This is a genomic window from Amycolatopsis sp. NPDC043885 (genome assembly GCF_056435685.1).
This window is the reverse complement of sequence record NZ_JBWKEA010000012.1, coordinates 114,929-141,167: the sequence shown is the minus strand read 5'-3', so window position 1 is coordinate 141,167 and position 26,239 is coordinate 114,929. Positions and strand designations below refer to the sequence as shown.

At 69.9% G+C, this 26,239-nt stretch carries 22 protein-coding genes; 9 read left to right on the top strand and 13 right to left on the bottom strand.

Translation table 11 applies throughout. From position 1 onward, the window contains the following. Positions 1-11 precede the first annotated feature (11 nt). Complete coding sequence (locus AC069I_RS29435; RefSeq protein WP_478266867.1) at positions 12-641, bottom strand: YigZ family protein; 630 nt, start codon at positions 639-641, stop codon at positions 12-14. Positions 642-1,192: 551 nt separating this feature from the next. Here AC069I_RS29435 and gltB point away from each other — a divergent pair. The 4 genes from gltB (at position 1,193) to AC069I_RS29415 (ending at position 9,938) form a co-directional block, all read left to right on the top strand. Next, on the top strand, positions 1,193-5,731 hold the full coding sequence (gltB, locus tag AC069I_RS29430; protein ID WP_478226520.1) for a glutamate synthase large subunit: 4,539 nt from the start codon (positions 1,193-1,195) through the stop codon (positions 5,729-5,731). After that, a complete protein-coding gene (locus tag AC069I_RS29425; protein ID WP_478226521.1) occupies positions 5,724-7,175 on the top strand; it encodes a glutamate synthase subunit beta in 1,452 nt (483 codons plus the stop codon). Before gltB ends, AC069I_RS29425 begins: the two co-directional genes overlap by 8 nt. Positions 7,176-7,492: 317 nt before the next feature. Then, positions 7,493-8,905 carry a Dyp-type peroxidase gene (locus AC069I_RS29420; protein ID WP_478226522.1) on the top strand — a complete coding sequence of 471 codons (1,413 nt, stop codon included), beginning with the start codon at positions 7,493-7,495 and terminating at the stop codon, positions 8,903-8,905. A gap of 247 nt (positions 8,906-9,152) precedes the next feature. Further along, positions 9,153-9,938, top strand: a complete 786-nt coding sequence (locus AC069I_RS29415; RefSeq protein ID WP_034312927.1) for a DeoR/GlpR family DNA-binding transcription regulator — start codon at positions 9,153-9,155, stop codon at positions 9,936-9,938. On the opposite strand, the gene AC069I_RS29410 is transcribed toward AC069I_RS29415, so the two are convergent. From AC069I_RS29410 to AC069I_RS29390, 5 genes are all read right to left on the bottom strand, one after another. Next, positions 9,928-10,821, bottom strand: a complete 894-nt coding sequence (locus tag AC069I_RS29410) for an ROK family protein (protein WP_478226670.1) — start codon at positions 10,819-10,821, stop codon at positions 9,928-9,930. The two genes, AC069I_RS29415 and AC069I_RS29410, sit on opposite strands and share 11 nt — an antisense overlap. 71 nt (positions 10,822-10,892) lie before the next feature. Next, positions 10,893-11,522 (bottom strand): response regulator, encoded by a 630-nt coding sequence (locus tag AC069I_RS29405; RefSeq protein ID WP_478226523.1) that lies wholly within the window; start codon positions 11,520-11,522, stop codon positions 10,893-10,895. Next, positions 11,519-12,802 carry a sensor histidine kinase gene (locus AC069I_RS29400; RefSeq protein WP_478266866.1) on the bottom strand — a complete coding sequence of 428 codons (1,284 nt, stop codon included), beginning with the start codon at positions 12,800-12,802 and terminating at the stop codon, positions 11,519-11,521. Before AC069I_RS29400 ends, AC069I_RS29405 begins: the two co-directional genes overlap by 4 nt. A gap of 3 nt (positions 12,803-12,805) precedes the next feature. Continuing rightward, entirely contained in the window at positions 12,806-13,546 is a 741-nt protein-coding gene (locus AC069I_RS29395) for an ABC transporter permease (protein WP_478226525.1), read from the bottom strand. A 10-nt stretch (positions 13,547-13,556) separates the two neighbouring features. Continuing rightward, entirely contained in the window at positions 13,557-14,465 is a 909-nt protein-coding gene (locus AC069I_RS29390) for an ABC transporter ATP-binding protein (RefSeq protein ID WP_478235061.1), read from the bottom strand. A 313-nt stretch (positions 14,466-14,778) separates the two neighbouring features. Between AC069I_RS29390 and AC069I_RS29385 the strand changes: the two genes are divergently transcribed. Beyond that, on the top strand, positions 14,779-14,985 hold the full coding sequence (locus AC069I_RS29385; protein ID WP_005162643.1) for a CbtB domain-containing protein: 207 nt from the start codon (positions 14,779-14,781) through the stop codon (positions 14,983-14,985). 14 nt (positions 14,986-14,999) lie between these two features. Continuing rightward, a complete protein-coding gene (locus AC069I_RS29380; RefSeq protein ID WP_478266865.1) occupies positions 15,000-15,755 on the top strand; it encodes a CbtA family protein in 756 nt (251 codons plus the stop codon). Between the two features lie 62 nt (positions 15,756-15,817). Here the strand turns inward: AC069I_RS29380 and AC069I_RS29375 are convergent, their stop codons facing one another. Together AC069I_RS29375 and AC069I_RS29370 are read right to left on the bottom strand one after the other, a co-directional pair. Next, complete coding sequence (locus tag AC069I_RS29375) at positions 15,818-17,278, bottom strand: cobyric acid synthase (RefSeq protein WP_478266864.1); 1,461 nt, start codon at positions 17,276-17,278, stop codon at positions 15,818-15,820. Continuing rightward, positions 17,275-18,207 (bottom strand): cobalamin biosynthesis protein, encoded by a 933-nt coding sequence (locus tag AC069I_RS29370; protein WP_478266863.1) that lies wholly within the window; start codon positions 18,205-18,207, stop codon positions 17,275-17,277. Before AC069I_RS29370 ends, AC069I_RS29375 begins: the two co-directional genes overlap by 4 nt. Positions 18,208-18,243: 36 nt before the next feature. On the opposite strand from AC069I_RS29370, the gene AC069I_RS29365 reads away from it, so the two are divergent. From AC069I_RS29365 to AC069I_RS29355, 3 genes are read left to right on the top strand one after another with little or no spacing between them, the layout of a single operon-like run. Further along, on the top strand, positions 18,244-18,849 hold the full coding sequence (locus tag AC069I_RS29365) for a bifunctional adenosylcobinamide kinase/adenosylcobinamide-phosphate guanylyltransferase (RefSeq protein WP_478226529.1): 606 nt from the start codon (positions 18,244-18,246) through the stop codon (positions 18,847-18,849). 8 nt (positions 18,850-18,857) lie between these two features. Continuing rightward, entirely contained in the window at positions 18,858-19,871 is a 1,014-nt protein-coding gene (gene cobT / locus AC069I_RS29360) for a nicotinate-nucleotide--dimethylbenzimidazole phosphoribosyltransferase (RefSeq protein WP_478226530.1), read from the top strand. Then, complete coding sequence (locus AC069I_RS29355; protein WP_478226531.1) at positions 19,868-20,614, top strand: adenosylcobinamide-GDP ribazoletransferase; 747 nt, start codon at positions 19,868-19,870, stop codon at positions 20,612-20,614. Before cobT ends, AC069I_RS29355 begins: the two co-directional genes overlap by 4 nt. On the opposite strand, the gene AC069I_RS29350 is transcribed toward AC069I_RS29355, so the two are convergent. From AC069I_RS29350 to AC069I_RS29330, 5 genes are read right to left on the bottom strand one after another with little or no spacing between them, the layout of a single operon-like run. After that, the gene (locus AC069I_RS29350) at positions 20,527-21,222 is read right to left on the bottom strand and encodes a hypothetical protein (RefSeq protein ID WP_478226532.1); all 696 of its coding nucleotides are present in this window, start codon (positions 21,220-21,222) and stop codon (positions 20,527-20,529) included. The genes AC069I_RS29355 and AC069I_RS29350 overlap by 88 nt on opposite strands. After that, positions 21,219-22,292, bottom strand: a complete 1,074-nt coding sequence (gene cobC / locus AC069I_RS29345; RefSeq protein ID WP_478226533.1) for an Rv2231c family pyridoxal phosphate-dependent protein CobC — start codon at positions 22,290-22,292, stop codon at positions 21,219-21,221. Before cobC ends, AC069I_RS29350 begins: the two co-directional genes overlap by 4 nt. Next, positions 22,285-23,619 (bottom strand): cobyrinate a,c-diamide synthase, encoded by a 1,335-nt coding sequence (locus tag AC069I_RS29340; RefSeq protein WP_478226534.1) that lies wholly within the window; start codon positions 23,617-23,619, stop codon positions 22,285-22,287. Before AC069I_RS29340 ends, cobC begins: the two co-directional genes overlap by 8 nt. Then, positions 23,613-24,227 (bottom strand): cob(I)yrinic acid a,c-diamide adenosyltransferase, encoded by a 615-nt coding sequence (gene cobO / locus AC069I_RS29335; protein WP_478226535.1) that lies wholly within the window; start codon positions 24,225-24,227, stop codon positions 23,613-23,615. The genes AC069I_RS29340 and cobO overlap by 7 nt, the downstream gene beginning before the upstream one ends. Next, a complete protein-coding gene (locus AC069I_RS29330; protein ID WP_478226536.1) occupies positions 24,227-26,185 on the bottom strand; it encodes a putative cobaltochelatase in 1,959 nt (652 codons plus the stop codon). The genes cobO and AC069I_RS29330 overlap by 1 nt, the downstream gene beginning before the upstream one ends. Positions 26,186-26,239 lie beyond the last annotated feature (54 nt).

Sequence of the window (26,239 nt, the reverse complement as noted above, 5' to 3'; positions counted from 1 at the left end):
GTCCTTACCACTCACGAGGTGGGCAGCCAGGTTTCGCCGATCTCCTCGGCGAGGGCCTCCCCGCCGGTGAGGTCGGCGAGCCAGGCGTGGAACGTGTCTCCCTGGTCGGGCGGGAGTCCGACGTCGAAGTGCGCGACGTCTTCGAAGCGGGTCGCGTGCAGCAGGTACGGCGACGAGCGGATGTCGTTCTCCAGCCGTCCGGCCCGGTCGTAGTCGACGACGACCTCCACCAGCCGCAGCCGCCGGTACTCCCGGACGCCGATGACGTCGACGGCCTCCGAAACGGCTTGCCCGTACGCGCGGATCAAGCCGCCGGCGCCGAGCAGTACTCCGCCGAAGTAGCGGGTCACCACGGCGACGGTGTCGGTCAGCTCCCGGCGGCGGAGCACCTCGAGCATCGGGGTGCCCGCCGTGCCCGCGGGCTCGCCGTCGTCACTCGAACGTTGAGTCCTGCCGTCGGCGCCTAACACGAACGCGTGACAGTGGTGCCGGGCCGCCGGATCGGCCTTCTTCCTGGCGGCGATCACCTCGCGGGCGGCCTCTTCCGAGGTGACCGGGGCGAGCGCGCAGAGGAAGCGCGACCGCCGGATTTCGATCTCGTGGACCCCGGTGCCCGCCACGGTGAGATAACGATCCGCCATCGGCCAAGCCTCTCAAACCGGCCGGGTCACTCTGCCGTTCGGGCGATTCGGCGGTCACCCGGGGTCATCGCAACACCGGCGCAACCCACTCTCCCGAGCGACCCAGGTCACACTTCTGGATGAGTCTGTCAGTCATAAGCGCAGGTCTACGTGCTGATGCTCCACTCAGTGGACATGTCATTCCAGCCAGTGGGCAGATGATGTTTGAAGTCAACGCCCGCGTGGCATTTCCCACCCCGACCAAGCGACGTATGTCGATAACAGCGATTTCACACTATCGTCATAAGACCGGCGAACCCGGGAGTAACACGTGTACCCGTCAGCCGCCCACCACAGTGGCCAGACGGCACCCACGTGCACAGCAGTACCGATATGCGCATCGGCCGCCCAGTGCAGTGCGGCTCTACGAGGCCTGCCCCCGTTTCCGCGGGCGGGATCGTTCCCTCTCGACTGACCATCGCGGTCCCGGACCACTCCGTTAACTGGTTCACGCACGAACCACCCGAACGGAGTGGTACCGGTCGCGCCGACGCCTTGGGAGGCGGCCAGCCGTGACCCACCATGCCAGCTACAAGGGCAGCAAGGCCCCCGAAGGCCTGTATGACCCGGAGTTCGAGCACGACGCCTGCGGTGTCGCGTTCGTCGCCGATCTCTCCGGTAAACGCGATCACGGCATCGTCGCCAAAGCGCTGATCGCGCTGCGGAACCTGGAACATCGCGGGGCCCGCGGCGCCGACCCGGAGACCGGCGACGGTGCCGGGATCCTCATCCAGGTCCCCGACGAGTTCTATCGCGACGTCGTCGGCTTCGACCTTCCCGAGCCCGGCGCGTACGCCGTCGGCACGGCTTTCCTTCCACAGGACGAAAACGCCCGTGGCCGGGCGATGACGACCATCGAGCGCGTCGCCGCCGAAGAGGGCATGCGCGTCCTCGGCTGGCGTGACCTTCCCGTCCACACCGAACACGTCGGCACCGGCGCGGCCGAGACCATGCCGTATTTCAGCCAGCTGTTCCTTGCCGGACAGGACGCGCTGGAGGGCCTCGCCCTGGAACGCGCCGCGTTCGTGGTGCGCAAACGCGCCGAGCACGCGCTCGTCGAGGACGACGTCTACTTCCCGAGCCTGTCCTCGCGCACGATCGTCTACAAAGGAATGCTCACCGAGCCGCAGGTCGAGAAGTTCTTCGCCGACCTCACCGACGAGCGCGTCACCAGCGCCATCGGCCTGGTGCACTCCCGCTTCTCCACCAACACCTTCCCGTCGTGGCCGCTGGCGCACCCGTACCGGTACGTCGCCCACAACGGCGAGATCAACACCCTGCGCGGCAACCGGAACTGGATGGACGCGCGTGAGGCGCTGCTCGAATCCGACCTGATCCCGGGTGATATCAAGCGGATCTACCCGATCATCACCCGCGGCGCGAGCGACTCGGCGTCCTTCGACGAGGTGCTGGAGCTGCTCCACCTCGGCGGACGCCCGCTGCCGCACGCGGTGCTGATGATGATCCCGGAGGCCTGGGAGAACCATCAGGAGATGGACCCCGCGCGCCGCGCGTTCTACGAGTTCCACTCGACGCTGATGGAACCGTGGGACGGCCCGGCGCTGGTCTCCTTCACCGACGGCACCCAGATCGGCGCGGTGCTCGACCGCAACGGCCTGCGCCCCGCCCGGTACTGGGTCACCGAAGACGGCCTCGTCGTCCTCGCCAGCGAGGTCGGCGTGCTGGAACTGGAGCAGTCCACGATCGTCCGGAAAGGACGGTTGGAGCCGGGCCGCATGTTCCTCGTGGACACGGCCGCCGGCCGGATCGTCGAGGACGAGGAGATCAAGGACCGGCTCGCCACCGAGCACCCGTACGACGAATGGGTCGAGGACGGGCTGCTCCCGCTCGACGGGCTTCCCGAACGTGAGCGCGAGATCCCGCCGCACGCCGCGCTCGTGCGCCGCCAGCAGGCTTTCGGCTACACCGAAGAAGAACTCGACGTCCTGCTCCAGCCGATGGCCCGCACCGGCGCGGAGCCGATCGGCTCGATGGGCAACGACTCCCCCATCGCGTCGCTGTCCAGCCGCCCGCGGCTGATCTTCGACTACTTCATCCAGCTCTTCGCCCAGGTGACCAACCCGCCGCTGGACGCGATCCGCGAGGAACTGGTCACCGCGCTCGGCACCCAGCTCGGCGCGCAGCCGAACCTGCTGACGGCCGACGCGTCGTCGTGCCGCCGGATCGTGCTGCCCTTCCCGGTGCTGGACAACGACGAGTTCGCCAAACTCGTGCACGTCAACGACGACGGCGATCTGCCAGAGTTCCAGGCCGTCACCGTGCACGGCACCTACGACGTCCACGGCGGCGGCGAGGCGCTCGTGCGGCGGCTCGACGAGATCCGGGCCGAGGTGTCCGCGGCCATCGCCGAGGGCGCGCGGCTGATCGTGCTCTCCGACCGCGGCATCGACGAGGACCACGCGGGTATCCCGTCACTGCTGCTCACCGGCGCGGTGCACCACCACCTGGTGCGCGAGAAGACCCGTACGCAGGTCGGCCTCATCGTCGAGGCGGGCGACGCGCGCGAGGTGCACCACATCGCACTGCTGGTCGGCTACGGCGTCGCGGCGGTGAACCCATACCTGGCGATGGCGACCGTCGAGGAGATGGCCGACCAGGGCCTGATCCCCGGCGTCACCGCGAAGCAGGCGACCGCGAACCTGATCAAGGCACTGGGCAAGGGCGTCCGCAAGACGATGTCGAAAATGGGAGTGTCCACAGTGGCCTCCTACACCGGCGCGCAGATCTTCGAAGCGGTCGGGCTCGGCGACGAGGTCATCCAGAACTGCTTCACCGGCACCACTTCCCGGCTCGGCGGCGTCGGCTTCGACACGCTCGCGCTGGAAGTCGCCGAGCGGCACCGCCGGGCGTTCCCGCGCGACGGTTTCCGCGCGAACCACCGCGAGCTGGAGACCGGCTCGGACTATCAGTGGCGCCGCGAGGGTGAGCCGCATCTGTTCAACCCGCAGACGGTGTTCAAGCTGCAGCACTCCACCCGTGCCGGGAAGTACGAGGTCTTCAAGGAGTACACGAAGGCCGTCGACGACCAGGCGCAGAAGCTGTACACGCTGCGCGGGCTGTTCGACTTCAAGATCGGGCAGCGGCCCGCCGTGCCGATCGAGGAGGTCGAACCGGTCTCCGAGATCGTCAAGCGGTTCGCCACCGGCGCGATCTCCTACGGCTCGATTTCGGCGGAGATGCACGAAACCCTGGCCATCGCGATGAACCGCCTCGGCGGCAAGTCGAACACCGGTGAGGGCGGCGAGGATCCGGAGCGGCTCTACGACCCCGAGCGCCGCAGCGCGGTCAAGCAGGTCGCGAGCGGCCGGTTCGGCGTCACGAGCGAGTACCTGGTCAACGCCGACGACATCCAGATCAAGATGGCGCAGGGCGCGAAGCCCGGCGAAGGCGGCCAGCTGCCCGGCGCGAAGGTGTACCCGTGGATCGCGAAGACGCGGCACTCCACGGCGGGTGTCGGGCTGATCTCGCCGCCGCCGCACCACGACATCTACTCGATCGAGGATCTCGCCCAGCTGATCCACGACCTCAAGAACGCCAACCCGGCCGCGCGTATCCACGTGAAGCTCGTGTCCGAGGTCGGCGTCGGCACGGTCGCGGCCGGTGTGTCCAAGGCGCACGCGGACGTCGTGCTCATCTCCGGGCACGACGGTGGCACGGGTGCTTCCCCGCTGTCGTCGATCAAGCACGCGGGCGGCCCCTGGGAACTCGGGCTCGCCGAGACGCAGCAGACGCTGCTGGCCAACCGGCTGCGTGACCGCATCGTCGTGCAGACCGACGGCCAGCTCAAGACCGGCCGTGACGTCGTCATCGCCGCGCTGCTCGGCGCCGAGGAGTTCGGTTTCGCGACCGCGCCGCTGGTGGTCTCCGGCTGCATCATGATGCGGGTGTGTCACCTCGACACCTGCCCGGTCGGTGTCGCGACGCAGAACCCCAAGCTGCGTGAGAAGTTCAGCGGCAAGGCGGAGTACGTGGTGAACTTCTTCGAGTTCATCGCCCAGGAGGTCCGGGAGTACCTGGCTGAGCTGGGTTTCCGGTCCATCGCCGAGGCCGTCGGCCACGCGGAGATGCTCGACAAGCGCAAGGCGATCGACCACTGGAAGGCCGCCGGGCTCGACCTGTCGCCGATCTTCCACGTGCCCGACATGGCCCCGGCCGGACTGCGGCACCAGCAGACGGTGCAGGACCACGGGCTGGAGAAGGCGCTCGACAACACGCTGATCCAGCTCGCCGAGGGCGCGCTGTCCTCCGGGGACAAGGTGCGGCTGGAGTTGCCGGTCCGCAACGTGAACCGGACCGTGGGCACCATGCTCGGCCACGAGCTCACCAAGCGGTGGGGCGGCGAAGGCCTGCCGGACAACACGATCGACGTCACCTTCACCGGGACCGCCGGTCAGTCGTTCGGCGCGTTCGTGCCCAAGGGCATCACGCTGCGGCTCTACGGTGACGGCAACGACTACGTCGGCAAGGGCCTCTCCGGTGGACGGCTCATCGTGCGGCCGCCGAAGGTGGCGCGGTACAACGCCGAAGAGCACATCATCGCGGGCAACGTGATCGGCTACGGCGCGACCAGCGGCGAGATCTTCATCCGCGGCAAGGTCGGCGAGCGGTTCTGCGTGCGAAACTCGGGCGCGCTGGCCGTCGTCGAGGGCGTCGGCGACCACGGCTGCGAGTACATGACCGGCGGCCGTGTCGTCGTGCTCGGCAGCGTGGGCCGCAACTTCGCGGCCGGGATGTCGGGCGGCGTCGCCTACGTGCTGGACCTGCCCGCGCACCGGATCAACCCGGAGATGGTCGACGTCGACCCGCTGGATTCGTCCGATGTGGACTTCCTGCGCGAGGCGCTCGAAAAGCATTACGACGAAACGGAGTCCGCGGTCGCGCGTGCGCTGCTCGCCGATTGGGACGCCGCCGTCGACCGGTTCGGCAAGGTCATGCCGAAGGACTACAAGCGCGTGCTCGCGGCGCAGGCTGAGGCCGAGCGCGACGGGCGTGACGTGAACGAGGCGATCATGGAGGCCGCACATGGCTGACCCCAAGGGCTTTCTGACCACCACTCGCGAGACGCCCAAGAGCCGTCCCGTCGACCTGCGCCTGATGGACTGGCGCGAGGTGTACGAGGACTTCGCGACGTCGAAGCTGCAGAAGCAGGCCGGACGCTGCATGGACTGCGGCATCCCGTTCTGTCACCAGGGCTGCCCGCTCGGGAACCTCATCCCCGAGTGGAACACGCTGACCTGGCGTGACGATTGGCGCGACGCGGCCGAGCGGTTGCACGCGACCAACAATTTCCCGGAGTTCACCGGGACCCTCTGCCCGGCGCCGTGCGAGACGGCGTGTGTGCTCGGGATCAACGACGATCCCGTCACCATCAAGCGGGTCGAGATCTCGATCATCGACCGGGCCTTCGAAGAAGGCTGGGTCACGCCGGAATCGCCGGTCGTCAAGACCGGCAAGAAGGTGGCGGTGGTCGGATCCGGCCCGTCGGGACTCGCCGCGGCGCAGCAGCTCACGCGCGCGGGCCACAGCGTCGTGGTCTTCGAGCGGGCCGACAAGATCGGCGGGCTGCTGCGCTACGGCATCCCCGAATTCAAGATGGAGAAGCACCGGCTCGACCGGCGCCTCGACCAGATGCGGGCCGAGGGCACGGAGTTCCGGACCTCGGTGAACGTCGGCGTCGACCTCACCGTCGAGGAGCTCAAGTCGTCCTACGACGCCGTGGTCCTCGCCGGCGGCGCGACCGCGTGGCGCGACCTGCCGATCCCCGGCCGCGAGCACGCCGGTATCCACCAGGCGATGGAGTTCTTGCCGCACGCCAACCGGGTCGCCGCCGGAGAGCTGGACGTCTCGCCGATCAACGCCGAAGGCCTCGACGTCGTGGTCATCGGCGGTGGCGACACCGGCGCGGACTGCGTCGGGACGTCGCACCGCCAGGGCGCGAAGTCGGTGACGCAGCTGGAGATCATGCCGAAGCCGCCGCTTTCGCGGTCCGACGCGCACCCGTGGCCGACGTACCCGATGATCTACCGCGTCTCTTCCGCGCACGAAGAGGGTGGCGAGCGGCTGTACTCGGTCAACACCCAGGAGTTCCTGGCCGACGCGGGCGGGCGCGTGCGCGCGCTGAAGCTGGTCGAGGTGCGCAACGAGGGCGGCAAGTTCGTCCCGGTCGAAGGCACGGAACGCGAACTGCCCGCGCAGCTGGTGCTGCTCGCGATGGGCTTCGTCGGCCCGGAGCGGGAAGGCCTGCTGGAGTCGCTCGACGTCGAACTGGACCAGCGCGGCAACGTCGCCCGCGACAAGTCCTTCAAGACCAGCGTCGACAACGTGTTCGTGGCGGGCGACATGGGCCGCGGCCAGTCGCTCATCGTGTGGGCGATCGCCGAAGGCCGCTCCGCCGCGGCCGGGGTGGACGCGTTCCTCACCGGGCGAGACGTGCTGCCCGCCCCGATCGCGCCGACCGACCGGCCGCTCACCTAGGTGCCTTGAGCGCGTGAAGGCCCCCTTCCCCTTGGGTGAACCCAAGGGGAAGGGGGCCTTCACGCGTGTTACTCCCTCTCGCGTTTAGTCCTCTGAATGCGGTAGTTGCGTGCGCAACCACCGCATGCAGAGGACTAAATGCGGGGCGTGATCGGCACACTGGTCCTTTCGAGTGAAAGAACCGCCGAAAGAGTGTAGTTACGGGTGATGACAGCGAGCTTTCGGTATCGGTTGTATCAAGGGTAAGACCCGCACGGCGACCGGCATCAGACCTGCCGGGGCCGCCGGACGGGTTCTCAAGGAGGGGGTTCCTTGCCATGTCCGTCGATCTGACCATGCCCTTGGAATGGAAGACCGCGACCGGCGACGCCGCGAAGATGCTCGACGAACTACAGCCGAACATCCTCAAAGCACACGCTCGCGACCATTTTTCCGCACTGTTCCTCCGTTTTTCGGAGGTCCAGGACGCGATGAAGTTCCTCGCGTCGCTCGTCCCGCTGATGAAGTCCGCGAAGACCCACCTGACCGAGGTCGAGCGCTTCAAAACCGAAGGGGTGAAGGGGGCGCCCTACGTCGGCACCGGACTGACCGCGGCCGGCTACCGGTTCCTGAAAATCGAGGTGCCGCAAGACGCATCGTTCCGTCTCGGCATGCGCGCGCAGGAGACCCGCGAGAAGCTGAACGACCCGCCGCGCTCCACGTTCGACGGTGGATACCACGACGAGATCCACGCGGTCGTCATCATCGGCGACGCCGAGGACGCTCCGATGACCGCGCGCCGGAACGAGGTTCTGGCACTGATTCCGTCGACGGTTTCCGTCGTCGCCGAGGAAACCGGACTCGGGCGGGTGAACGCCAACGGGAACGGAATCGAACATTTCGGCTACGTCGACGGCCGGAGCCAGCCGCTCTTCCTGGTCGAGGACATCCACGCGGAAAAGACGGAAACGGACGGCATCGGAGTCTGGGATCCGACCGCTCCGCTGAACCAGGTGCTCGTCCCGGATCACGCCGCCCCCGATCCAGGAGTGCATTTCGGCAGCTACTTCGTTTTCCGCAAACTGGAACAGAATGTGCGGCGATTCAAGCAGTCCGAGGAGGATTTGGCGGATCAATTGGGCCTCGTCGGCGAAGACCGGGAACGGGCGGGCGCGATGATCGTCGGCCGTTTCGAAGACGGCACCCCGCTGACCGCGCAACGGGAAGAGGGTGCGGAAAGTCCGGTACCGAACAACTTCGACTACGGAAGTGACGCCGCCGGCGCCAAATGCCCCTTCCAAGCCCATATCCGGAAGACGAACCCGCGCGGCAGCGGAGGCGCGGAACAGCCGCCGCAGGAACGCCTGCACCTGATGGCGCGGCGGGGCGTGCCCTACGGCGAACGAGCCGACGATCCGAACGCCGACCTGCCACCGTCGGCCCGGCCCAGCGGCGGCGTCGGGCTGCTGTTCATGGCGTTCAATTCGGTGCTGGGCAACCAGTTCGAGTTCACCCAGGCGACCTGGTCGAACAACCCGGGGTTCCCGATCCCGCCCGCCGGGGTCAAGCCGCCGGGCCTCGACCCGGTCATCGGCCAGGGCCCGCGGCCGGAATCCGTCTACACCACGGAATGGGCGGGCGACCGCACGGTGACCGCGGATCCGATCCCGCAGTCGGTGACACTGAAGGGCGGCGACTACTTCTTCATGCCGTCACTCGCGTTCCTGCGCGGGCTCGGCGGCAAGGGCTGATCGGGTTATCCGCTAAACGTCACCGAAACGGGCGTAAAGCGGATATCAGTTTGGAGTCGGCGGAGATAGCCTGCGAAACGGGCCGGTCCTGGGCGTACCGGCCACCGGGCGGACGCCGGTCACACTGGGGGTGGCCGGCGCCCGCCCATTTAGCTTTCTCCCGGCGTCCCGAGCCTGCCCCTTTCGCGACGCGTAGTACTTTGTCCGGTGCGGTAAGCGACATCGGGCTTCGGGGAGGGAGCTGGGGATGAATCGGCATGAACGACTCACGGCATTATTGGACATGGTGGGAGAGCGGGAAAAAGTCGACGTCGAGGTTTCGGCGGGCGAACTCGGTGTCTCCCCCGCGACGATCCGCCGGGACCTCGATCACCTGGCCGGGCGCAATCTCGTGGTCCGCACCCGCGGCGGCGCCGTGGCGAGCAACGTCGCCTACGACCTTCCGTTGCGGCACAAGGCGGCGCGCAACGCGCCCGAACAGCAACGGATTTCCGCCGCCGCGGCCAGAATGGTCGACCCCGGCATGGTGGTCGGCCTCAACGGCGGCACCACGAGCACCGAAGTGGGCCGCGCGCTCGCGACCCGGCCGGACATGGGCGAGCCGACCGGAGGGCCGTCGCTCACCGTGGTGACGAACGCGCTCAACATCGCCCACGAACTCGCCGTCCGGCCCAATATCAAGATCGTGGTGACCGGCGGGGTCGCACGGCAGCAGTCGTTCGACCTGTCCGGGCCGCTGTCGCACCTGTTCCTCGACCAGATCTCGCTCGATCTGGTGTTCCTCGGGGTGGACGCCTTCGACCCGGTGCACGGCGCGCAGGCGCATCACGAGGGCGACGCGAGCACGAACCGGCTGATGGCCGCCCGTGCCCGGCAGGTCGTCGTGCTCGCCGACAGCGGGAAACTCGGCGGTCACGCCTTCGCGAAGATCTGCGCGACCACCGACGTCGACGTTCTCGTCACCGATGGCCGCGCGGATCCGGAGCGGGTGCACGCCTTCGAGGAGGAAGGCGTGCGCGTGGTCAAGGCTTGAGCCGGTCCAGCGCCAGCAGCGCCGCGCCGAGCCTGCCCGCCTCGTCGCCGAGCTGCGCGATCCGCAGTTCGGGCATCCGCTGGAACTGCAGGTTCGCCGCCAGCCACGCGCGTACGGGTTCGAGGACGTAGTCGCCCGCGGTGAACAGGCCGCCGCCGAGGACGACGACTTCGGGCGCCAACAGCGTGACCAGGGTCTTGATGCCGTGGCCGAGCCCTTCGAGCGCGTCGTTGACCACGGAGATCGCGGCCTCGTCGCCGTGCCGGGCGGCGTCGACCACCTGCTCGGCGCCGTCGGCGGGCCGCCCGGTGTGCTCGCTGTAGCGGCGGGCGATGGCCGAAGCGGAGGAGATCGCCTCGAGACATCCCGTCGCGCCGCACCCGCACGGCAGCCGGTGGCCGACGTCGATATGCCCGATCTCGCCGCCTTGCCCGCCCGCGGCGTACAGCTTCCCGTCGAGCTGGAGCGCGGCCGCGATCCCGGTGCCGACCGGGATGAAGGCGGCGTCGGTGCAGCCCTTGCCCGCGCCGACGCGGAACTCCGCGAGCCCGCCGGCGCGGACGTCGTGCCCGAACGCGAACGGCAGCCCCAGCCTGCGGTCGAGCATCTCGCCGAACGGCACGTTCCGGAAGTCGAGGTTCGCCGAGAACCGGGCCACTCGCCCGACTTCGTCGACGATGCCGGGGATGACCACGCCGACGGCGTCCGGCGTCCCGGTCCCCGCCTGCTTGCCCAGCGTTTCCACGATCCGCGCGACCTGGTCCGCGAGCGCCTCGCCGTCCGCTCCGCGGGCCGTCGGCTCGCGCAGGCTGGCGAGGTCTTTCAGGTCCGCGTCGTACAGGGCCGCCTTGATGGACGTTCCGCCGACATCGAGTGCCGCCACCGCAGGTGTCATAGCTGGATTTTGGCATGCGCCCCGCCGCGGACCGCAAGGATTCCGCCGACGCCGCACCATCAGCCGCGCGGTGTCAGGTACCCCTGGGAGAACGCCGTGGCCACGGCCGCCGCCCGGTCCTTGACGCCGAGTTTCGCGTACACGTGCAGCAGGTGGGTCTTCACCGTCGCTTCGCTGATGAACAGCCTCTTCGCGGCCTCACGATTCGTCGAGCCCTGGGCGATCAGTTCCAGGACTTCCAGTTCACGGTGTGAGAGCGGGCCTGAAGTCGGCTGCCGCATCTGGCCCATCAACCGGGTCGCGACGGCGGGAGAAAGCATCGCCTTCCCCTGCGCGGCCGCCTCCACCGCGCGGAACAGTTCTTCCCTCGGCGCGTCCTTCAGCAGGTAGCCGGTGGCACCGGCCTGGATGGCGGGCAGCACGTCGCTGTCCGTGTCGTAGGTGGTGAGCACGAGGATCCGCGAAGTCACCCCGCGTTTCGCCAGCTCCTCGATGGCGGTGACGCCGTCGATCCGGGGCATCCGCAGATCCATGAGGATCACGTCGGGACGGAGCTTCACCCCGGCGGTGATGGCCTCCTCGCCGTCCCCGGCCTCGCCGAGGACATCGAAGCGCGGGTCTGCGCTGAACATGCCCCGCAGTCCGTCCCGTACCACGGGATGGTCGTCGACGATCAGCAGCGAGATCACCGCTCCGCTCCGGCCGGGATCGCCGGTACGGACGCCGAGATCGCGGTGCCCCCGCCCGGCTCCGACTCGATGTCGAGGCGGCCGGCGAGGCGCTGCACGCGCTGCCGCATACCGGTCAGCCCGAACCCTCCGTCGGCGGAACCGTTGGCGCGCTTGGCGGTGGGTTCGAAGCCCACACCGTCGTCACGCACGTCGAGCGTCACCAGATCCTCCATGTACGACAGGGTCAGGCCGACTCGGCCCGCCTTCGCGTGCTTGGCCACGTTGGCCAGTGCTTCCTGCGCGGCCCGGAGCAGCGTCACCTCGACATCGGCGTGCATCGGCCGGGGGTCGCCGGTGGTGGTCAGCACCGCCTCGATGTGGTACACCTCCGACCAGCGCCTGGTCACCTCGCCGATCGCGTCCTGGAGCCTGCCCTCGGCGAGTGGCTCCGGCTGCACCGCGTGCACCGTCCGGCGTGCCTCGGTCAGGCTCTCCCTCGCGAGGTTCATCGCGTTCGTCACGTGCCGGTGCAGCACCGGAGGCTCGTCCAGGGTCTGTTCGGCGGCCTGGAGCTGGGTGAGGATGCCTGCCAGGCCCTGGGCCAAGGTGTCGTGGATGTCCCTGGCGATCCGCTGCCGCTCGTCGAGCACCCCGGCCTCCCTGGCCTGGACCAGCAGCTGGGCGTGCAGGCCGGCGTTCTCCTCCAGCGCCGCCTCCAGCCTGGTGTTCGCCTCGTTCAGCTCGGCGAGCGCCTGCTTCTGTTTGAGGTTGCGCTGGTCCGACTGCTCGGCGATCCGGGAGAAAGCCCCGGCCAGCACGGTGATGATCACGCTGAGCGCCGCCCACGCCGCCCACATGTTCTCGTCCCGGATCCCGGTCAGCCCGCCCAGGTACGCCACCGCCGAGATCACGGACGTGGCGGCGACCCCGGCGTACCGCCAGCGGCCTTTCAGGTAACGGAACGCCTGGGGGTAGCCGATGAAGGCGAACAGGCCGTACCACGGCGCGACCGCGACCAGGCAGGCCGTCAGCACCATCAGGCCCGTGTAGTACAGGCCCATCAGCGGGCCGTTCCGGTGCCATTCCGGATGAAGCGTGTGGAACCAGAAGGTCCAGGCCAGGATCGCGGCCGAAAGCGTGAGCACTGTCGGCAGGTGTACCGGCACCCGCCAGATCGGCAGCAGCACCGCGATGAGCACGCCGATCGCCAGCAGGACGTACGGAAGGACGTTGAAGACCTTCGTCTCGACCCGTTCCCAGCGGTCGAACTCCGCACGCAGCTCCGCTTCGATGCCCACGACTCACTCCCAGCGGAAGTACCGGGCGGCCAGCCCGCCTGCAGTGATCGTCCACCCCAGCAAGACCGCCACCTGCAGTGGTTGCGGCCAGTGACCGGCGGCGGCGTCCTGCAATGATTGCACGCCCGCACCCAGCGGAGTGAAGTCGCTGATCGTCCGCAGGACGTCGTTCATCTCGGCGCGCGGCACCCAGAGACCGGCGAAGAACAGGATCGGAAAGAACAGCAGGGTCCCGATCGCGCCCGCGCTCTTGCCGGTCGGCGCGACGGAGGCGACCAGCAGGCCGATCGCGAACATCGCCAGCGCCGTCAGCAGATAGGCGATCAGGTACGCGAAGAGCTGCCGGGGCAGGCCCACGTCGTACATCACCCTGCCGATGGCCAGCACGACCAGCATCGTCGCCACGGACATGATCGTGGACATCAGCAGCTGGGCGCCGAGCATGACGTGCGGTTTGACCGGGGTGGTCCGCATGCGCCGCAGCACCCCCTTCTCCCGGTAGGTGGCGAGCAGCTGGGACACGCTGTTGAGCGCGAACATGGCGAGCCCCATCGTGACGATGATCGGCAGGTACAGGGTGATCGCCCTGGCGCCGCCGAGGTCCGCGCTGGGTTCTCGCAACGCGGGGAACGCGCCGAGGACGACGAGCAGGAGCGGTGGGAACGCGAGCACGAAGAACACGAGCATCGGCTCGCGGAAGAAGAGTTTGGTCTCGGCGACGGTGAGCCGGGCGAGGGCGGACATGGTGTTCTCCTCAGGAGTCGATGGTGCGGCCGGTGAGCGCGACGAACGCGTCGTCCAGCGACGCCTGCTCGACCCGCAGGCCGGCCGCGGTGACCTGGTTGCGGGCGAGCACGGTGGTGACGGCGAGCAGCAGGTTGCCCGTGCCGGTCACGACGAGCTGGTCGCCCGCGCGGTCGACCGAGGTGACCTCGGGCAGCGCGGTCAGCACGGAGTGGTCCAGCGGGGCGGACGGACGGAACCGGATGCGTTGCCGGTCGTCGACGCCGGCGACCAGCCCGGCCGGGGTGTCGAGCGCGACGACGCGGCCGGCGTCGATCACCGCGAGCCGGTCGCACAGTCGTTCGGCTTCCTCCATGAAATGCGTGACCAGCAGGATCGTGACGCCGCGGTCGCGGACGCGCTCGATCAGGCCCCACGCGTCACGGCGCGCCTGCGGGTCCAGGCCGGTGGTGAGCTCGTCGAGCACCGCCACCCTCGGGTTGCCGATCAGCGCGAGCGCTATCGACAGCCGTTGCTTCTGTCCGCCGGACAACCTGCGGAACTGGGTGTCGATCTTGGCGGTCAGGTCGAGGATGCCGAGAAGCTCCCGCCAGTCGGCCGGTTCACGGTAGAAGGAGCCGTACAGCTCCATCGCCTCGCCGACCTTGAGCTTGTCCGGCAACTCGCTTTCCTGCAGTTGCGCGCCGAGCAGCTGCCGCAGCTCGCCGGTTTCGCTTCGCGGGTCGATCCCGCAGACCCGGATGGTCCCGCCGTCCGGGACGCGCAGCCCCTCGACGCACTCGACCGTCGTGGTCTTGCCTGCCCCGTTGGGGCCCAGAATGCCGAAGATCTCGCCCTGCTCGACGGCGAAACCGACCCCGTTCACCGCGGTGTGGTCGCCGTAGCGTTTGACGAGGTCTTCCACCTCGATGATTGCCATACGAAGACCATGCCGCGCGGCGGGGGTCCGCCGAATCAACCGCGTGGCCACGGCTGAGGCGGGCGACGGTGGAGCCCCCATCAACCGATCGGTGGATGCCCGTGACGTCACGAGCCTGCGCCGATCGGGTTCCGTCACATTGACCGGACGCTTCGTGGCGACCTACGCTCGGTCGGCCAGACGACGGCACCCGGAACGCGGTGAGAATCCGCGCGGTCGCGCCACTGTGACCCCGAGCCATCGGGGAAGCCAGACCCGGAGCCGTCGTGACACCCCTGAAGAGGCCGCGCTAGCCCGAGGAGGTCCCACCGCCATGTCCGAAGCGGTAGCCGCAGTACCCGTCCCCGTCCGGATCCCCGTCCGCGAGATCCTGCCCTGGGCGGTGCTCGTCATCCTCCTTTCGCTGATCACGCTGTACTTCATCAGCGCCGAGCAGGGCGCGGTGTCGGTGTTCGCGAACTCGTACGTCCACGAGTTCGTCCACGACGGCCGGCATCTGCTGGCCTTCCCGTGCCACTAGGCGGCACGCGCCCCATGATGAGGACCTTGCTGGTCCGCGGCATGCTCGCGGGCCTGGTCGCCGGTGTCCTGGCGACCCTTTTCGCGTACTTCTTCGGCGAGCCTTCGGTCGATACCGCCATCGGTCTCGAAGGCACCGCCGCTCATTCGCACAGTGCTCCGGGTGCCCATGAACACGCCCCGGCCGAGGCCGAGGAAGAGCTCGTCACCCGTGGTGTGCAGAGCACCGTGGGCCTGCTGACCGGCGTCGGCCTGTACGGGGTCGCCGTCGGCGGGCTGTTCTCGCTCGCGTTCGCCTTCGTCTACGGGCGCCTCGGCACTTTGCGGCCGCGGGTGACCGCGGCTCTGCTCGCCGGTGGCGCCTTCGTGGTCGTGTTCCTGGTGCCGTTCCTGAAGTACCCGGGGAATCCGCCCGCGGTCGGTCAGGCGGGCACGATCGGAAGCCGGACTTCGCTGTACTTCGGTTTCGTCGCGCTTTCGCTGCTGGTCGGCATCCTCGCGGCGGCGTTCGGCCGGAAGCTGGCCGACAAGCTCGGCGCCTGGCGCGGCGGCCTGATCGCCGCGGGCGGGTACGTAGTGCTGATCGGGGTGGCGGCGGCGCTGTTGCCGTCGATCGACGAAGTCCCCGACGGGTTCCCGGGTTCCACGCTGTGGACGTTCCGGCTCGCGTCGGCCGGGACGCAGGTGGTGCTCTGGACCGCGCTCGGGCTGACCTTCGGCACCTTGGCCGAGAAGGCGTTGGGGCGTAAAGACACCGTGCGGGTTAGCTAGCATTTAGTCCTCTGAATGCGGTAGTTGCGTGTGCAAGGACCGCATTCAGAGGACTAAATGCGTCAGGGGACGCCGGGCGGCACGAACGGCAGGCCGCCGTCGGCACCCTTCTCTATCAGCCGCAGCAGAGCCTCGGTGTCGACGTGTTCCTCGACGGCGTCGGCGAGCCGGTCCAGCATGCTCTCCCGCAACGCGCCGAAACCCGGTGCCCCGGCGGCGGGTGACCAGTCCGCCACCTCGCCCAGCCAAGCGCGGCGGAAACCATCGTTCTCGAAGGCTCCGTGCCACATCGTGCCCCACACCGCGCCCTGCCGGTATCCGTCCAAAAAGGACTCGGCGGGGCCGGCGGGGATCACGGTGCCGTGGTGGATTTCGTACGCCTCCACGGGTTGCCTGCGCCATTCCCCCGAGGGCCGGGCCAGCACCTTGTCGGCGCCGAACGAAACGCGCGTCGGCAGCAGACCGAGACCGGGTACCGTTCCGGCGCCGGACTCGACGTCGTCCTCGATCTCGGCGGCCAGCATCTGATAGCCGCCGCAGATCCCCAGCACCGGACGCCCTGCCTCGGCCCGCGTCCGCACGGCGTCCGCCAGGCCGCGCGCACGCAGCCACGCCAGGTCGTCCACGGTCGCGCGGGAACCCGGCAGGATCACCACGTCGGCGGAAAGGACTGTGTCCGGATCGGCGGTCAGCGCGACCGAGACCCCGGGCTCGGCGGCGAGCGCGTCGACGTCGGTCGCGTTGGAGGCACGCGGAAACCGCACGACGGCGACCCGGAGCGACCCACCCGAAGCGCCCCACCCCGCGGCGGCGAGCGCGTCCTCCGAGTCGATCCACACCTGGGCGAGCCAGGGCAGCACGCCGAAGACCTCGCGGCCGGTGAGCTTTTCCAGCGTCTCCAGTCCCGGCCGCAGCAGGCCGACGTCACCGCGGAACTTGTTGACCAGCCAGCCCGAAACCAGCGCCTGGTCTTCGGCGGAAAGCAGGGCGAGGGTGCCGAACATCGCGGCCATGACGCCCCCGCGGTCGATGTCGCCGACGACGACCACAGGCAGGCCGAAGCGCCGCGCCAGCCCCATGTTGACGTAGTCGCCTTCGCGCAGGTTGATCTCAGCCGGGCTGCCCGCGCCTTCGCACAGCACGACGTCGAAGCGTCGTCGCAACGAAGAAAACGTGTCGAAGGCGATTTCGGCGAGGCCTTCCCGCCCCGTGGCGTACTCCCCCGCTTCCAGCGTGCCGAACGGTCTCCCGAGCGCGACGACGTGGCTGCGGCGATCGCTCCCCGGTTTCAGCAGCACCGGGTTCATCGCGGCTTCGGGTTCGACGCGGGCCGCCCGCGCCTGGAGCCATTGCGCGCGGCCGATCTCGGCGCCGTCCGCGCACACCATCGAGTTGTTCGACATGTTCTGGGACTTGAACGGCGCGACCCGCACGCCCTGGCGCGCGAGCCAGCGGCACAAGGCGGCGGTGACCAGGCTCTTGCCCGCGTCCGACGTCGTCCCCGCGACGAGCAGGCCGCTCACCGCGTGACCGCCACCGCGACGGCGAGCGCGGCGAGACCGACCGCCCTCGACAACCGGACCGCGCGGCGCACGTCCACCGGTTCCGGCTCGCGGCCGTCGCCGAGGACGCCGCGGCGTTCGGTGCGTCCGCCGTAGCTGTTCGTCCCGCCCAGCCTGATCCCGAGCGCACCGGCGAAGGCGGCCTCGACCTGGCCCGCGTTGGGGCTCGGATGGTGCTTCCCGTCGCGCCGCCAGATCCGGAAGGCGGGTTTGGCGAAACCGCCGGCCAGTGGCGCCGACGCCACGGTGAGCGCCGCGCCGACCCGGGACGGCACCAGGTTCGCCAGGTCATCGGTTCTCGCCGACGCCCAGCCGAAGTTGGCGTACTTCGGGGACCGGTAGCCCACCATGGCGTCGAGCGTGTTGAGCGCGCGGTAACCCAGCAGACCGGGGATCCCGGCGACCGCGCCCCACAGCAGCGGCGCTATGACCGCGTCCGAGGTGTTCTCGGCGATGGACTCGGTGGTCGCCCGCGCGAGTTGTTCGGTGTCGAGCCCGGTGGCGTCGCGGGCGCACAGATGCGAGAGCCGCTGCCGCGCGGCAGGCAGGTCGCCGTCGTCGAGCAACCGGGCCATGCGGGTGCCCTCGGCCGCCAGCCCCTTGCCGCCCAGAACCACCCAAGTGGACGCCGCGGTGAGCGCGAAGCGCGCGAACGGACGCTTCCGGGTCAAGAACTGGGCCGCGACCCCCAATCCGGTGACGGTGCCCGCGCAGACGGCGGTGTACGCCGCGCCCCGCACCTTCGAATCGGCGTAAACCCGCTGTTCGAGGGCTTGCGCGGCCCGCCCGAAGCCCGCGACCGGATGCCTCCTCCGTGGATCTCCGAACACTACGTCGGCGACGTAACCGGTCACGAGTCCGGCTGCGGTGGCGGCTTGTCGGAGTGGCACGTGGCGAACCGTAGCGCGTGCACGAGAATGCGGGGTATGACCAAGCTGACGCATCGCCTCGCGAAGGTCCTGGAGACCCTCGCGCGGGCACTTCGCCGCTATTCGCGCGACGACGGCAAGGTGCTGATACTGGGCGGCGTCCGCTCTGGGAAGTCACACCACGCCGAGCGGCTCGCGTCCCGCCACCCGCACCTGACCTACATCGCGCCCGGGCTGCCGCCGAGCGCCGAAGATCCCGAATGGGCCGCCCGGGTGGCCGCGCACCGCGCACGGCGGCCGGGCCACTGGAAGACGGTGGAGACCACCGACCTGGCCACGGTGCTGCGCACGGCGACGCATCCGCTGCTCATCGACTGTCTCGGCACGTGGATCAGCCGGGTGCTCGACGAGGTCGGCGCCTGGGAGCAACGCAAGGGCTGGGAACGGCGGCTCGACGACCGGCTGGAGGACTTCCTGGCGGCGTGGGAGCAGGCCTCCGTGCCGGTGATCGCGGTCAGCAACGAGGTCGGCAGCGGTGTGGTGCCCGCGACGGTGTCCGGACGCGTGTTCCGTGATGTGCTGGGCGCGGTGAACAACCGGGTGTCCGCCGTGTCCGACCGGACCGTGCTGGTCGTCGCCGGACGGATGCTCGACCTGCCTTAGGAGCTGCCATGCGTATCGCCATCCCGGACGCCGCCGCCGAAGCCGCGGCGCGCACCAGACTGGACGGCCTGGTCAAGCCGCTGGGTTCGCTCGGACGGCTCGAAGACCTGGCCGCCTGGCTGAGCGCCGCGCACGGCGTCGTCCCGCCACGGCCGCTCGACGACGTCCGCGTGGTCGTGTTCGCCGGGGACCACGGGGTTTCCGCGATGTCGGCGTATCCGCGCGAGGTCACCGCGGCGATGGTGCGGGTGTTCCTGGCCGGGAAGAGCGGCGTCGGCGTGCTGGCCAAGCTGTCCGGGGCGACGGTGCGGGTGTGCGACATCGCGGTGGATTGGGACGGCGCGGACGTGCCAGCCGAGGTCACCGCGCACAAGGTCCGGCGGGGGTCCGGTGCGATCGACGTCGAGGACGCGCTCGCCGAGGGCGAGGCGCGGACGGCGTTCGACCATGGGCTGGCGATCGCGGACGAGGAGATCGACGGCGGCGCGGATCTGCTCATCCCCGGCGACATGGGGATCGGCAACACGACGATCTGCGCGGCCGTGGTCGCTTCGGTGCTCGGCCTGGCGGCGGAAGAGGTCGTCGGCACGGGGACCGGGATCGACGAGGACGGTCGCGCGCGGAAGGTCGCGGTCGTCGAGGCCGCGCTGGCGCGGGCCGGAGCGCTGAAGGATCCCTTCGCGGTGCTGACCGCGCTCGGCAGCGCTTGTCTCGCCGCGACGGCGGGCTTTCTCGTGCAGGCCGCGGTCCGCGGGGTTCCGGTACTGCTCGACGGCGTCTTCTCCGGAGCCGCGGCGCTCATCGCCCGCGAGATCGCGCCGGGTGCCGAGCGGTGGTGGCTGGCCGGGCACCGGTCGACCGAACCGTCGCAGGCGTTCGCGTTGAAGGCGCTCGGGCTGGAGCCGATCCTCGACCTCGGGCTGCGGCTCGGCGAGGGCAGCGGTGCCGTGCAGGCGGTGCCGACGCTGAGGGCGGCGCGGGCGATCCTCGCGGACATGGGCCTGCTGGCGGATCTGGCTTGATCGCCGACGCGCTGAAGATGGCCGTCGGCACCCTGACCACCGTCCGGGTGCCGGCGCCGGGGGTGATCGACCGGCGGGTGGCGGGCGGCGCGATGGTGCTCGCCCCGCTGGCCGTCGTGCCGCTCGCGGCCGTCGCCTCGGTGCTCGTTTTCCTGGGCGAGTTGGTCGGTCTGCCCGCGTTCGCGTCGGCGGCACTCGCGTTGGGCGCGGTGGCGCTGGGCAGCCGCGGCCTTCATCTGGACGGGCTCGCCGACACGGCGGACGGGCTCGGTGCTTCGTACGACCGCGTGCGGGCGCTGGACGTCATGCGGCGCGGCGATTCCGGGCCGACCGGGATCGCGACCCTGGTGCTGACGTTGCTCGTGCAGACCGGCGCGCTGGCCGGGGCGATCTCGGCCGGGCACGGGATCGCGGCGGTCGCGACGGCGGTCATCGCCGGACGCGGGGTGCTCTCGCTGTGCTGCGCGCGCGGCGTCCCCTCGGCCCGGCCGGAAGGACTGGGCGCGACCGTCGCCGGTTCGGTGCCGGTGTGGACGGCGACGGTGGTGTTCGCCGTGCTCGTGGGCGCGTCGGCGCTGGTACTCCCGTGGTGGCAAGGGCTCGCCGCGGTGGCGTTGGGGTACCTGGCCGCGGCGGCGTTGCTGGCGCGGTGCGTTCAGCGGCTGGGCGGGGTCACCGGGGACGTGCTCGGGGGTTGCGTCGAGGTCGCCGTCGCGGGGGTCTTGCTGGCTTCGTCCTTCTGAGGAGCCGCCAGTTTCTCGTCGATGTCCGGCAACCAGAAGCACAGCTCGAAGGTCTTCATCCCGGCCCAGAGACCGAATTTCCGTCCCTGCGTGACCAAGGTGAGCGACGCGAACACGAGCAGCACCGCGATCCCGGCGGCGATGAACGGACGTTTGCCCGCGAAGATCTCGACGATCGCGGCGACGGCGCCGAACAGCAACGGCGGCGCGCAGTTGCGCACCATGAGACCGGACGCGCGCACCCGCGAGACGTCGGCCGCGACCTCCTTGTCCTGCAGTTGCAGCGCGCACAGCAGGAGATGCGGGTTCTCCTTCAGGAACGGGCGGTCCTTCGCCGCGGGCATCCGGCGGACGAACTCCTTCGCCGCGTCCCGGCTCCGCCGTCGCGGCACGATCCGCTCCAGCGCCTCACCCAGCGGATAGGCCAAATAGCCCAGCAGGAAGCTCAGCAGCACGATCACGACGACCAGCACCACGGTGGGCACGCCACCGATGCTCGCCGCGGTCAGGATGTGGAGTTTCGTCCCGAGATAGCCGAAGAACGCGACGTACAGCGCGCCGGGGATGGTGTAGGCGAAGAGATCGAAGACGCCGATCGCGAAGTTCACCGGCTCATCCAACCACTGTCGTGCGCGGGTCGTGAGTGGCGTTTCGGGTTAGAACCCGAAACGTCACTCACGACCCGCCACGCACCCAAGAACGCGTCCACCGTCTCCCGGTCCCGCACCGCGATCCGCAAGTACCGCGCGTCCAGCCCCGGGAAGGTGTCCCCCCGACGGACGGCGAAACCGTTCTCCCTCAACCGTTCCCGGACACCGTCGGCGCCAGGGAGCCGCACGAGCACGAAAGGACCCCGCGGCTCCCCCAGCACCTCGACCCCCAGCACGGTCAGGCCCGAAACCAGGTACTCCCGATCCGCTTCCGCCGCCACCGCCAGCTTTTCGGCTTCCTCCAGCGCGGCAGGACGACAGCACGCCACCACGGCGACGGCGGCGAGCGACGACACCGACCACGGGGGCTGGACCGCGCGCAGGCTGTCCACAACGGACTCGTCCGCCAGTACGTATCCGGCGCGCAGACCGGCGATCCCCCACGTCTTCGTCAGGCTGCGGAGGACGGCGAAACCCGGTTGTCCCGCAACGCTTTCGGTCTCGCCGGGGACGGCGTCGAGGAAGGCCTCGTCGACGACGACCAGCCGGCCGGGGCGGCCCAGCGCGAGCAGGTCCGCGGCCGGGTGCAGCACGGAAGTCGGGTTCGTGGGGTTCCCGACGAAGACCAGGTCCGCCTCCTCCGGGACCCCGCCCAACCGGAAGCCGTCGTCGGGTGACAGCAGCACCCGGTGCACGGGATGACCGGCCGCGCGCAGAGCGGCCTCGGGTTCGGTGAACTGCGGGTGCACGACCACCGCACACGACGGCCGCAACGCCGTGGCCAGCAGTGTGAAGGCTTCGGCCGCGCCGGAGGTCACCAGCACCTGGGACTCCGGCAAAGCGTGTCGCCGCGCCACCGCCACCACAGCGGCGGTGACGTCCGGATAGGCGGCGAGATCGCCCAGGGCCGCCGCCAGTTCAGCGCGCAGCCAAGCGGGTGGCGCCGGGAGGCGGACGTTGACCGCCAGATCGACGAGACCTTCACCGACCTCGCGATCGCCGTGGTGCCAGAGGTCGTAGTCAGCCATGGGCGCGCACCGCGGTGGCGAACCGTTCGGCGAGTTCGGGGTAGCCCGCCCAATGGACGTGCAGGTACGACGCGTGCAGTGACGCCGACGCGAAACCGTCGGGAGTGCGATCCCAGCCCCAGGCCGGTGTCGGGCCGCTGCCGGGTTCGATGATCGTGCGGTGGAATTCGTGCCCGGTGACGCGTTGCCCCGCGACGGCGAGCACGCTGTCCGCGGGCGAGAAAGCCTTGCGGTAGCCGAGTTTTCCGCGTTTCGTCATGGTGGCCGAGGCGTCCAGGACGCCGGTCATCGGCGTCCCGTCGATGTCCTGGCACAGGTACAGCAGTCCAGCGCACTCCGCCACGACGGGCATTCCGTCACCGACCGCCCGCGCGACCGCGGTCCGTAGCGGGACGTTCGCCGACAGTTCTTCTGCGTGGACCTCGGGGAAGCCACCGCCGAAGTACAGCCCGGCGCAGCCTTCGGGAAGTTCCTTGTCCTGCAACGGATCCACGTCGACGACGTCCACACCGGCGGCGGCGAGCAGTTCGACGGCCTCGGTGTAGCGGAAGGTGAACGCGGGACCGGCCGCCGCGGCGACCACCGTACGGCGCCCGTCATACGCGAACGGAGGCCGCCAAGGCTCCCCCGACAGCCGCGAAGCCGACCGGGCGACCTGCACGACCGCGCCGAGGTCCACGCCCTCGCTGATCCATGCCGCCAGCTCCGGCAGCAGCCGTTCCGACTCGCTCGCCCGTTCCGCCGCCGGGACCAGGCCGAGGTGACGGCTGGGCGCGTGGATCTCTTCGTTGCGGTACAACGTTCCCAGCAGCGGGACGCCGGTCGCCTCCAGCGCGGTGACGATCTCGTCCGCGTGCCGTTGCGAGCCCAGCTTGTTGAGGATGACGCCGGCGAGCCGGACGCGGGTGTCGTACTGCGCGAACCCGAGCACGGTCGCGGCGACACTGCGCGACGCGGCCGACGCGTCCACGACGAGCACCACCGGCGCGTCCAGCAACCGGGCGACGTGTGCGGTCGAGGCGTAGCCCTCGGTGCCGAGCGCCCCGTCGAACAGGCCCATCACACCTTCGATGACCGCGATGTCGGCACCGGCGGAACCGTGCCGCAGCATCGGGATCAGCCGATCCTCGCCCTGGAGGAACGGGTCGAGGTTGCGCGGGGGCCGTCCGGTGGCGAGGGCGTGGTAGCTCGGGTCGATGAAGTCGGGGCCGACCTTGTGCCCGGAGACCTTCAGCCCCCGCGCCCGCAGCGCCGCCATCAGGCCCGCGGCGATCGTGGTCTTGCCGTGCCCGGATCCAGGCGCGGCGATGACCACGCGGTTCACCATTCGATGCCTCGCTGGCCCTTTTGCCCCGCGTCCATCGGATGCTTCACCTTCGTCATCTCGGTGACCAGGTCCGCCGCCTCGATCAGCTCCGGCGGCGCGTACCGGCCGGTGATCACCACGTGCTGGTGCCCGGGGCGTCCGGTCAGCGTCGAGACGACGTCGTCCACTTCGAGCCAGCCCCATTTGAGCAGGTAGCTGAATTCGTCGAGGACGTAGAAGTCGTGGGTTTCGGCGGCGAGCCGGCGTTTGATCTCGGCCCAGCCCTCACGGGCGTTGGCGGCGTGGTCCTCTTCGGAACCGGACTTGCGCGCCCAGCTCCAGCCTTCGCCCATCTTGTGCCACTCGACCGCGCCGCCCTGTCCGGTGTCGTCGTGCAGCTTGCCGAGCGCGCGGAACGCGGCTTCCTCGCCGACGCGCCACTTCGCCGATTTGACGAACTGGAACACGCCGATCGACCAGCCCTGGTTCCACGCCCGCAGCGCCATCCCGAACGCGGCCGTGGACTTGCCCTTCATCTCGCCGGTGTGCACGGCGAGCAGCGGGCGATTGCGGCGCTGACGGGTGGTGAGCCCGTCGTTCGGCACCGTTTCCGGTTTGCCCTGTGGCATTACGCCGCCCTTCCCGAGAGATGAGTACGGACGGCGCCCGCGAGGGTGTCCGCGGCGACCTCGGCGACCGGGACATGTTCCGCGCCAAGGTGTTCCGCCAGTTCGGCGGCGAGCCCGAGCCGCATTTTCCCGCTCTCGCAGTCCATCACGATCGAGGTCACGTTCCCGGCCAGCAACCCGGCCGCCTGACGGGCGCGCTGGACGGCGTCGGCACCGCTGGTCGCGCGGCCGTCGGTGACGACGACGAGCAGCGGACGCCGCAACGGATCACGGAGGGCTTCGATCCGCAGGACCCGGACCGCTTCGAGAAGTCCCTCGGCCAGCGGCGTACGGCCGCCGGTCGCGAGACCGTCCAAACGGGACGCGGCGGCATCGACGCTGATGGTCGGCGGGAGCGCGAGTTCGGCACCGGAGGCGCGGAAGGTCACCAAGCCCACCTTGTCGCGACGCTGGTAGGCGTCGAGCAGCAGCGACAGCACGGCGGTCTTGACCTCGCGCATCCGCTGCCGCGCGCCCATCGAGCCGGACGCGTCGACACAGAACAGCACCAGGTTGCCCTCGCGCCCTTCCCGCCGCGCGAACCGGAGATCCTGCGGTCGCACCACGAGTCCGGCGCCACTGCGGCCGCGGGACCGCTGGTGCGGCGCGGCCGCGCGGACGGTCGCGAGCAGATGCGGATGCCCGTCCTTGGTCCCGGCGGGCTGGACGCCGATGGTCCGGCCGTTGTCGGTGATCGCCCTCGACCGCCGTCCGGCGGCGCCTTCACCGGTGCCCTTCACCTCGAAACGCCTGGCACGAAAGGCTTCCCCGGCTCCGACCGGCTTCTGGTCGCCGCCGTTCTTGCCGCCGCCCGACGGTTCCTGGCCGCCGCTCTCCGACTGCGGAGCCTCGCCGCCCTCAGGAGGGGCACCGGAACCGGGGCCGTCGTCGTCCGGACCGGGGCCTTCCGGTTCGGCGTCCTGCAACGCCTGTTCCAGCTGCTCCTCGGAGATCCCGGGCGCGTCGAAGGGATTGCGGCGACGGCGATGCGGCAACGCGAGCCGGGCCGCGACCCGGACGTCTTCGGTGGTCACCTCGGTGCGCCCGGCCCAGGCGGCGTGCGCGACCGCGGTCCGCGCGGTCACGATATCCGCGCGCATCCCGTCGACCTCGAAGGACGCGCAGACCTCCGCGATCTGCCGCAGCGCGTCGTCCGGCAGTTTGACCGACGGCAGAAGCCGTTGTGCCGCTTCGATGTCCGCGGCGAGCTCGGCGTCGGCCGCGGCGTACTGGCCGGCGAAACCGTCGGGGTCCGCCTCGTAGGCGAGCCGACGGCGGACGACCTCGACCCGCAGTTCGGGATCCCGGCTCGACGCGACCTCGACGGTGAGCCCGAAGCGGTCCAGCAGCTGCGGCCGTAGTTCGCCTTCCTCGGGGTTCATCGTGCCGATCAGGACGAACCGGGCCGCGTGCGACACCGAGACACCCTCGCGCTCGACGGTCGCGCGCCCCATGGCGGCGGCGTCGAGCAGCGTGTCGACCAGGTGGTCGTGCAGGAGGTTGACCTCGTCCACATACAGCAGCCCGCGATGCGCGGCCGCGAGGAGACCGGGCTGGAAATCGGTGACGCCGTCCGCGAGCGCGCGTTCCAGGTTCAGCGAACCGATCACGCGGTCTTCCGCCGCGCCGACCGGCAGCTCCACGAGCCGCGCGGGACGGCGGTGCGCGGGCGAACCTTCGGCGTGCGGACCATCGGGGCAGGCCGGATCGGGCTCGACGGGGTCGCAGGAGAACCGGCACGCGTCCACCACGTCGACACCGGGCAGCAGACCGGCCAGCGCGCGCACCATCGTCGACTTCGCCGTGCCCTTCTCCCCGCGCACCAGGACTCCGCCGACCGCGGGCGAGATCGAGGAAAGCACCAGCGCCAGGCGCAGATCCGGCATCCCCACAACGGCGGTGAACGGGTACGGCTTCACAGCTCTCCTGTCGTCGACGACCTCTGGCCGATCATCGCATAGGAAATCCGTCAT

What these genes read in the sequence shown, in the direction of transcription:
- AC069I_RS29435 (WP_478266867.1), bottom strand. Translation starts at nt 641, where the DNA reads ATGGCGGATCGTTATCTCACCGTGGCGGGCACCGGGGTCCACGAGATC.
- AC069I_RS29425 (WP_478226521.1), top strand. Translation starts at nt 5,724, where the DNA reads ATGGCTGACCCCAAGGGCTTTCTGACCACCACTCGCGAGACGCCCAAG.
- AC069I_RS29420 (WP_478226522.1), top strand. Translation starts at nt 7,493, where the DNA reads ATGTCCGTCGATCTGACCATGCCCTTGGAATGGAAGACCGCGACCGGC.
- AC069I_RS29415 (WP_034312927.1), top strand. Translation starts at nt 9,153, where the DNA reads ATGAATCGGCATGAACGACTCACGGCATTATTGGACATGGTGGGAGAG.
- AC069I_RS29395 (WP_478226525.1), bottom strand. Translation starts at nt 13,546, where the DNA reads ATGTCCGCCCTCGCCCGGCTCACCGTCGCCGAGACCAAACTCTTCTTC.
- AC069I_RS29390 (WP_478235061.1), bottom strand. Translation starts at nt 14,465, where the DNA reads ATGGCAATCATCGAGGTGGAAGACCTCGTCAAACGCTACGGCGACCAC.
- AC069I_RS29385 (WP_005162643.1), top strand. Translation starts at nt 14,779, where the DNA reads ATGTCCGAAGCGGTAGCCGCAGTACCCGTCCCCGTCCGGATCCCCGTC.
- AC069I_RS29380 (WP_478266865.1), top strand. Translation starts at nt 15,000, where the DNA reads ATGATGAGGACCTTGCTGGTCCGCGGCATGCTCGCGGGCCTGGTCGCC.
- AC069I_RS29365 (WP_478226529.1), top strand. Translation starts at nt 18,244, where the DNA reads ATGACCAAGCTGACGCATCGCCTCGCGAAGGTCCTGGAGACCCTCGCG.
- cobT (WP_478226530.1), top strand. Translation starts at nt 18,858, where the DNA reads ATGCGTATCGCCATCCCGGACGCCGCCGCCGAAGCCGCGGCGCGCACC.
- cobC (WP_478226533.1), bottom strand. Translation starts at nt 22,292, where the DNA reads ATGGCTGACTACGACCTCTGGCACCACGGCGATCGCGAGGTCGGTGAA.
- AC069I_RS29340 (WP_478226534.1), bottom strand. Translation starts at nt 23,619, where the DNA reads ATGGTGAACCGCGTGGTCATCGCCGCGCCTGGATCCGGGCACGGCAAG.
- cobO (WP_478226535.1), bottom strand. Translation starts at nt 24,227, where the DNA reads ATGCCACAGGGCAAACCGGAAACGGTGCCGAACGACGGGCTCACCACC.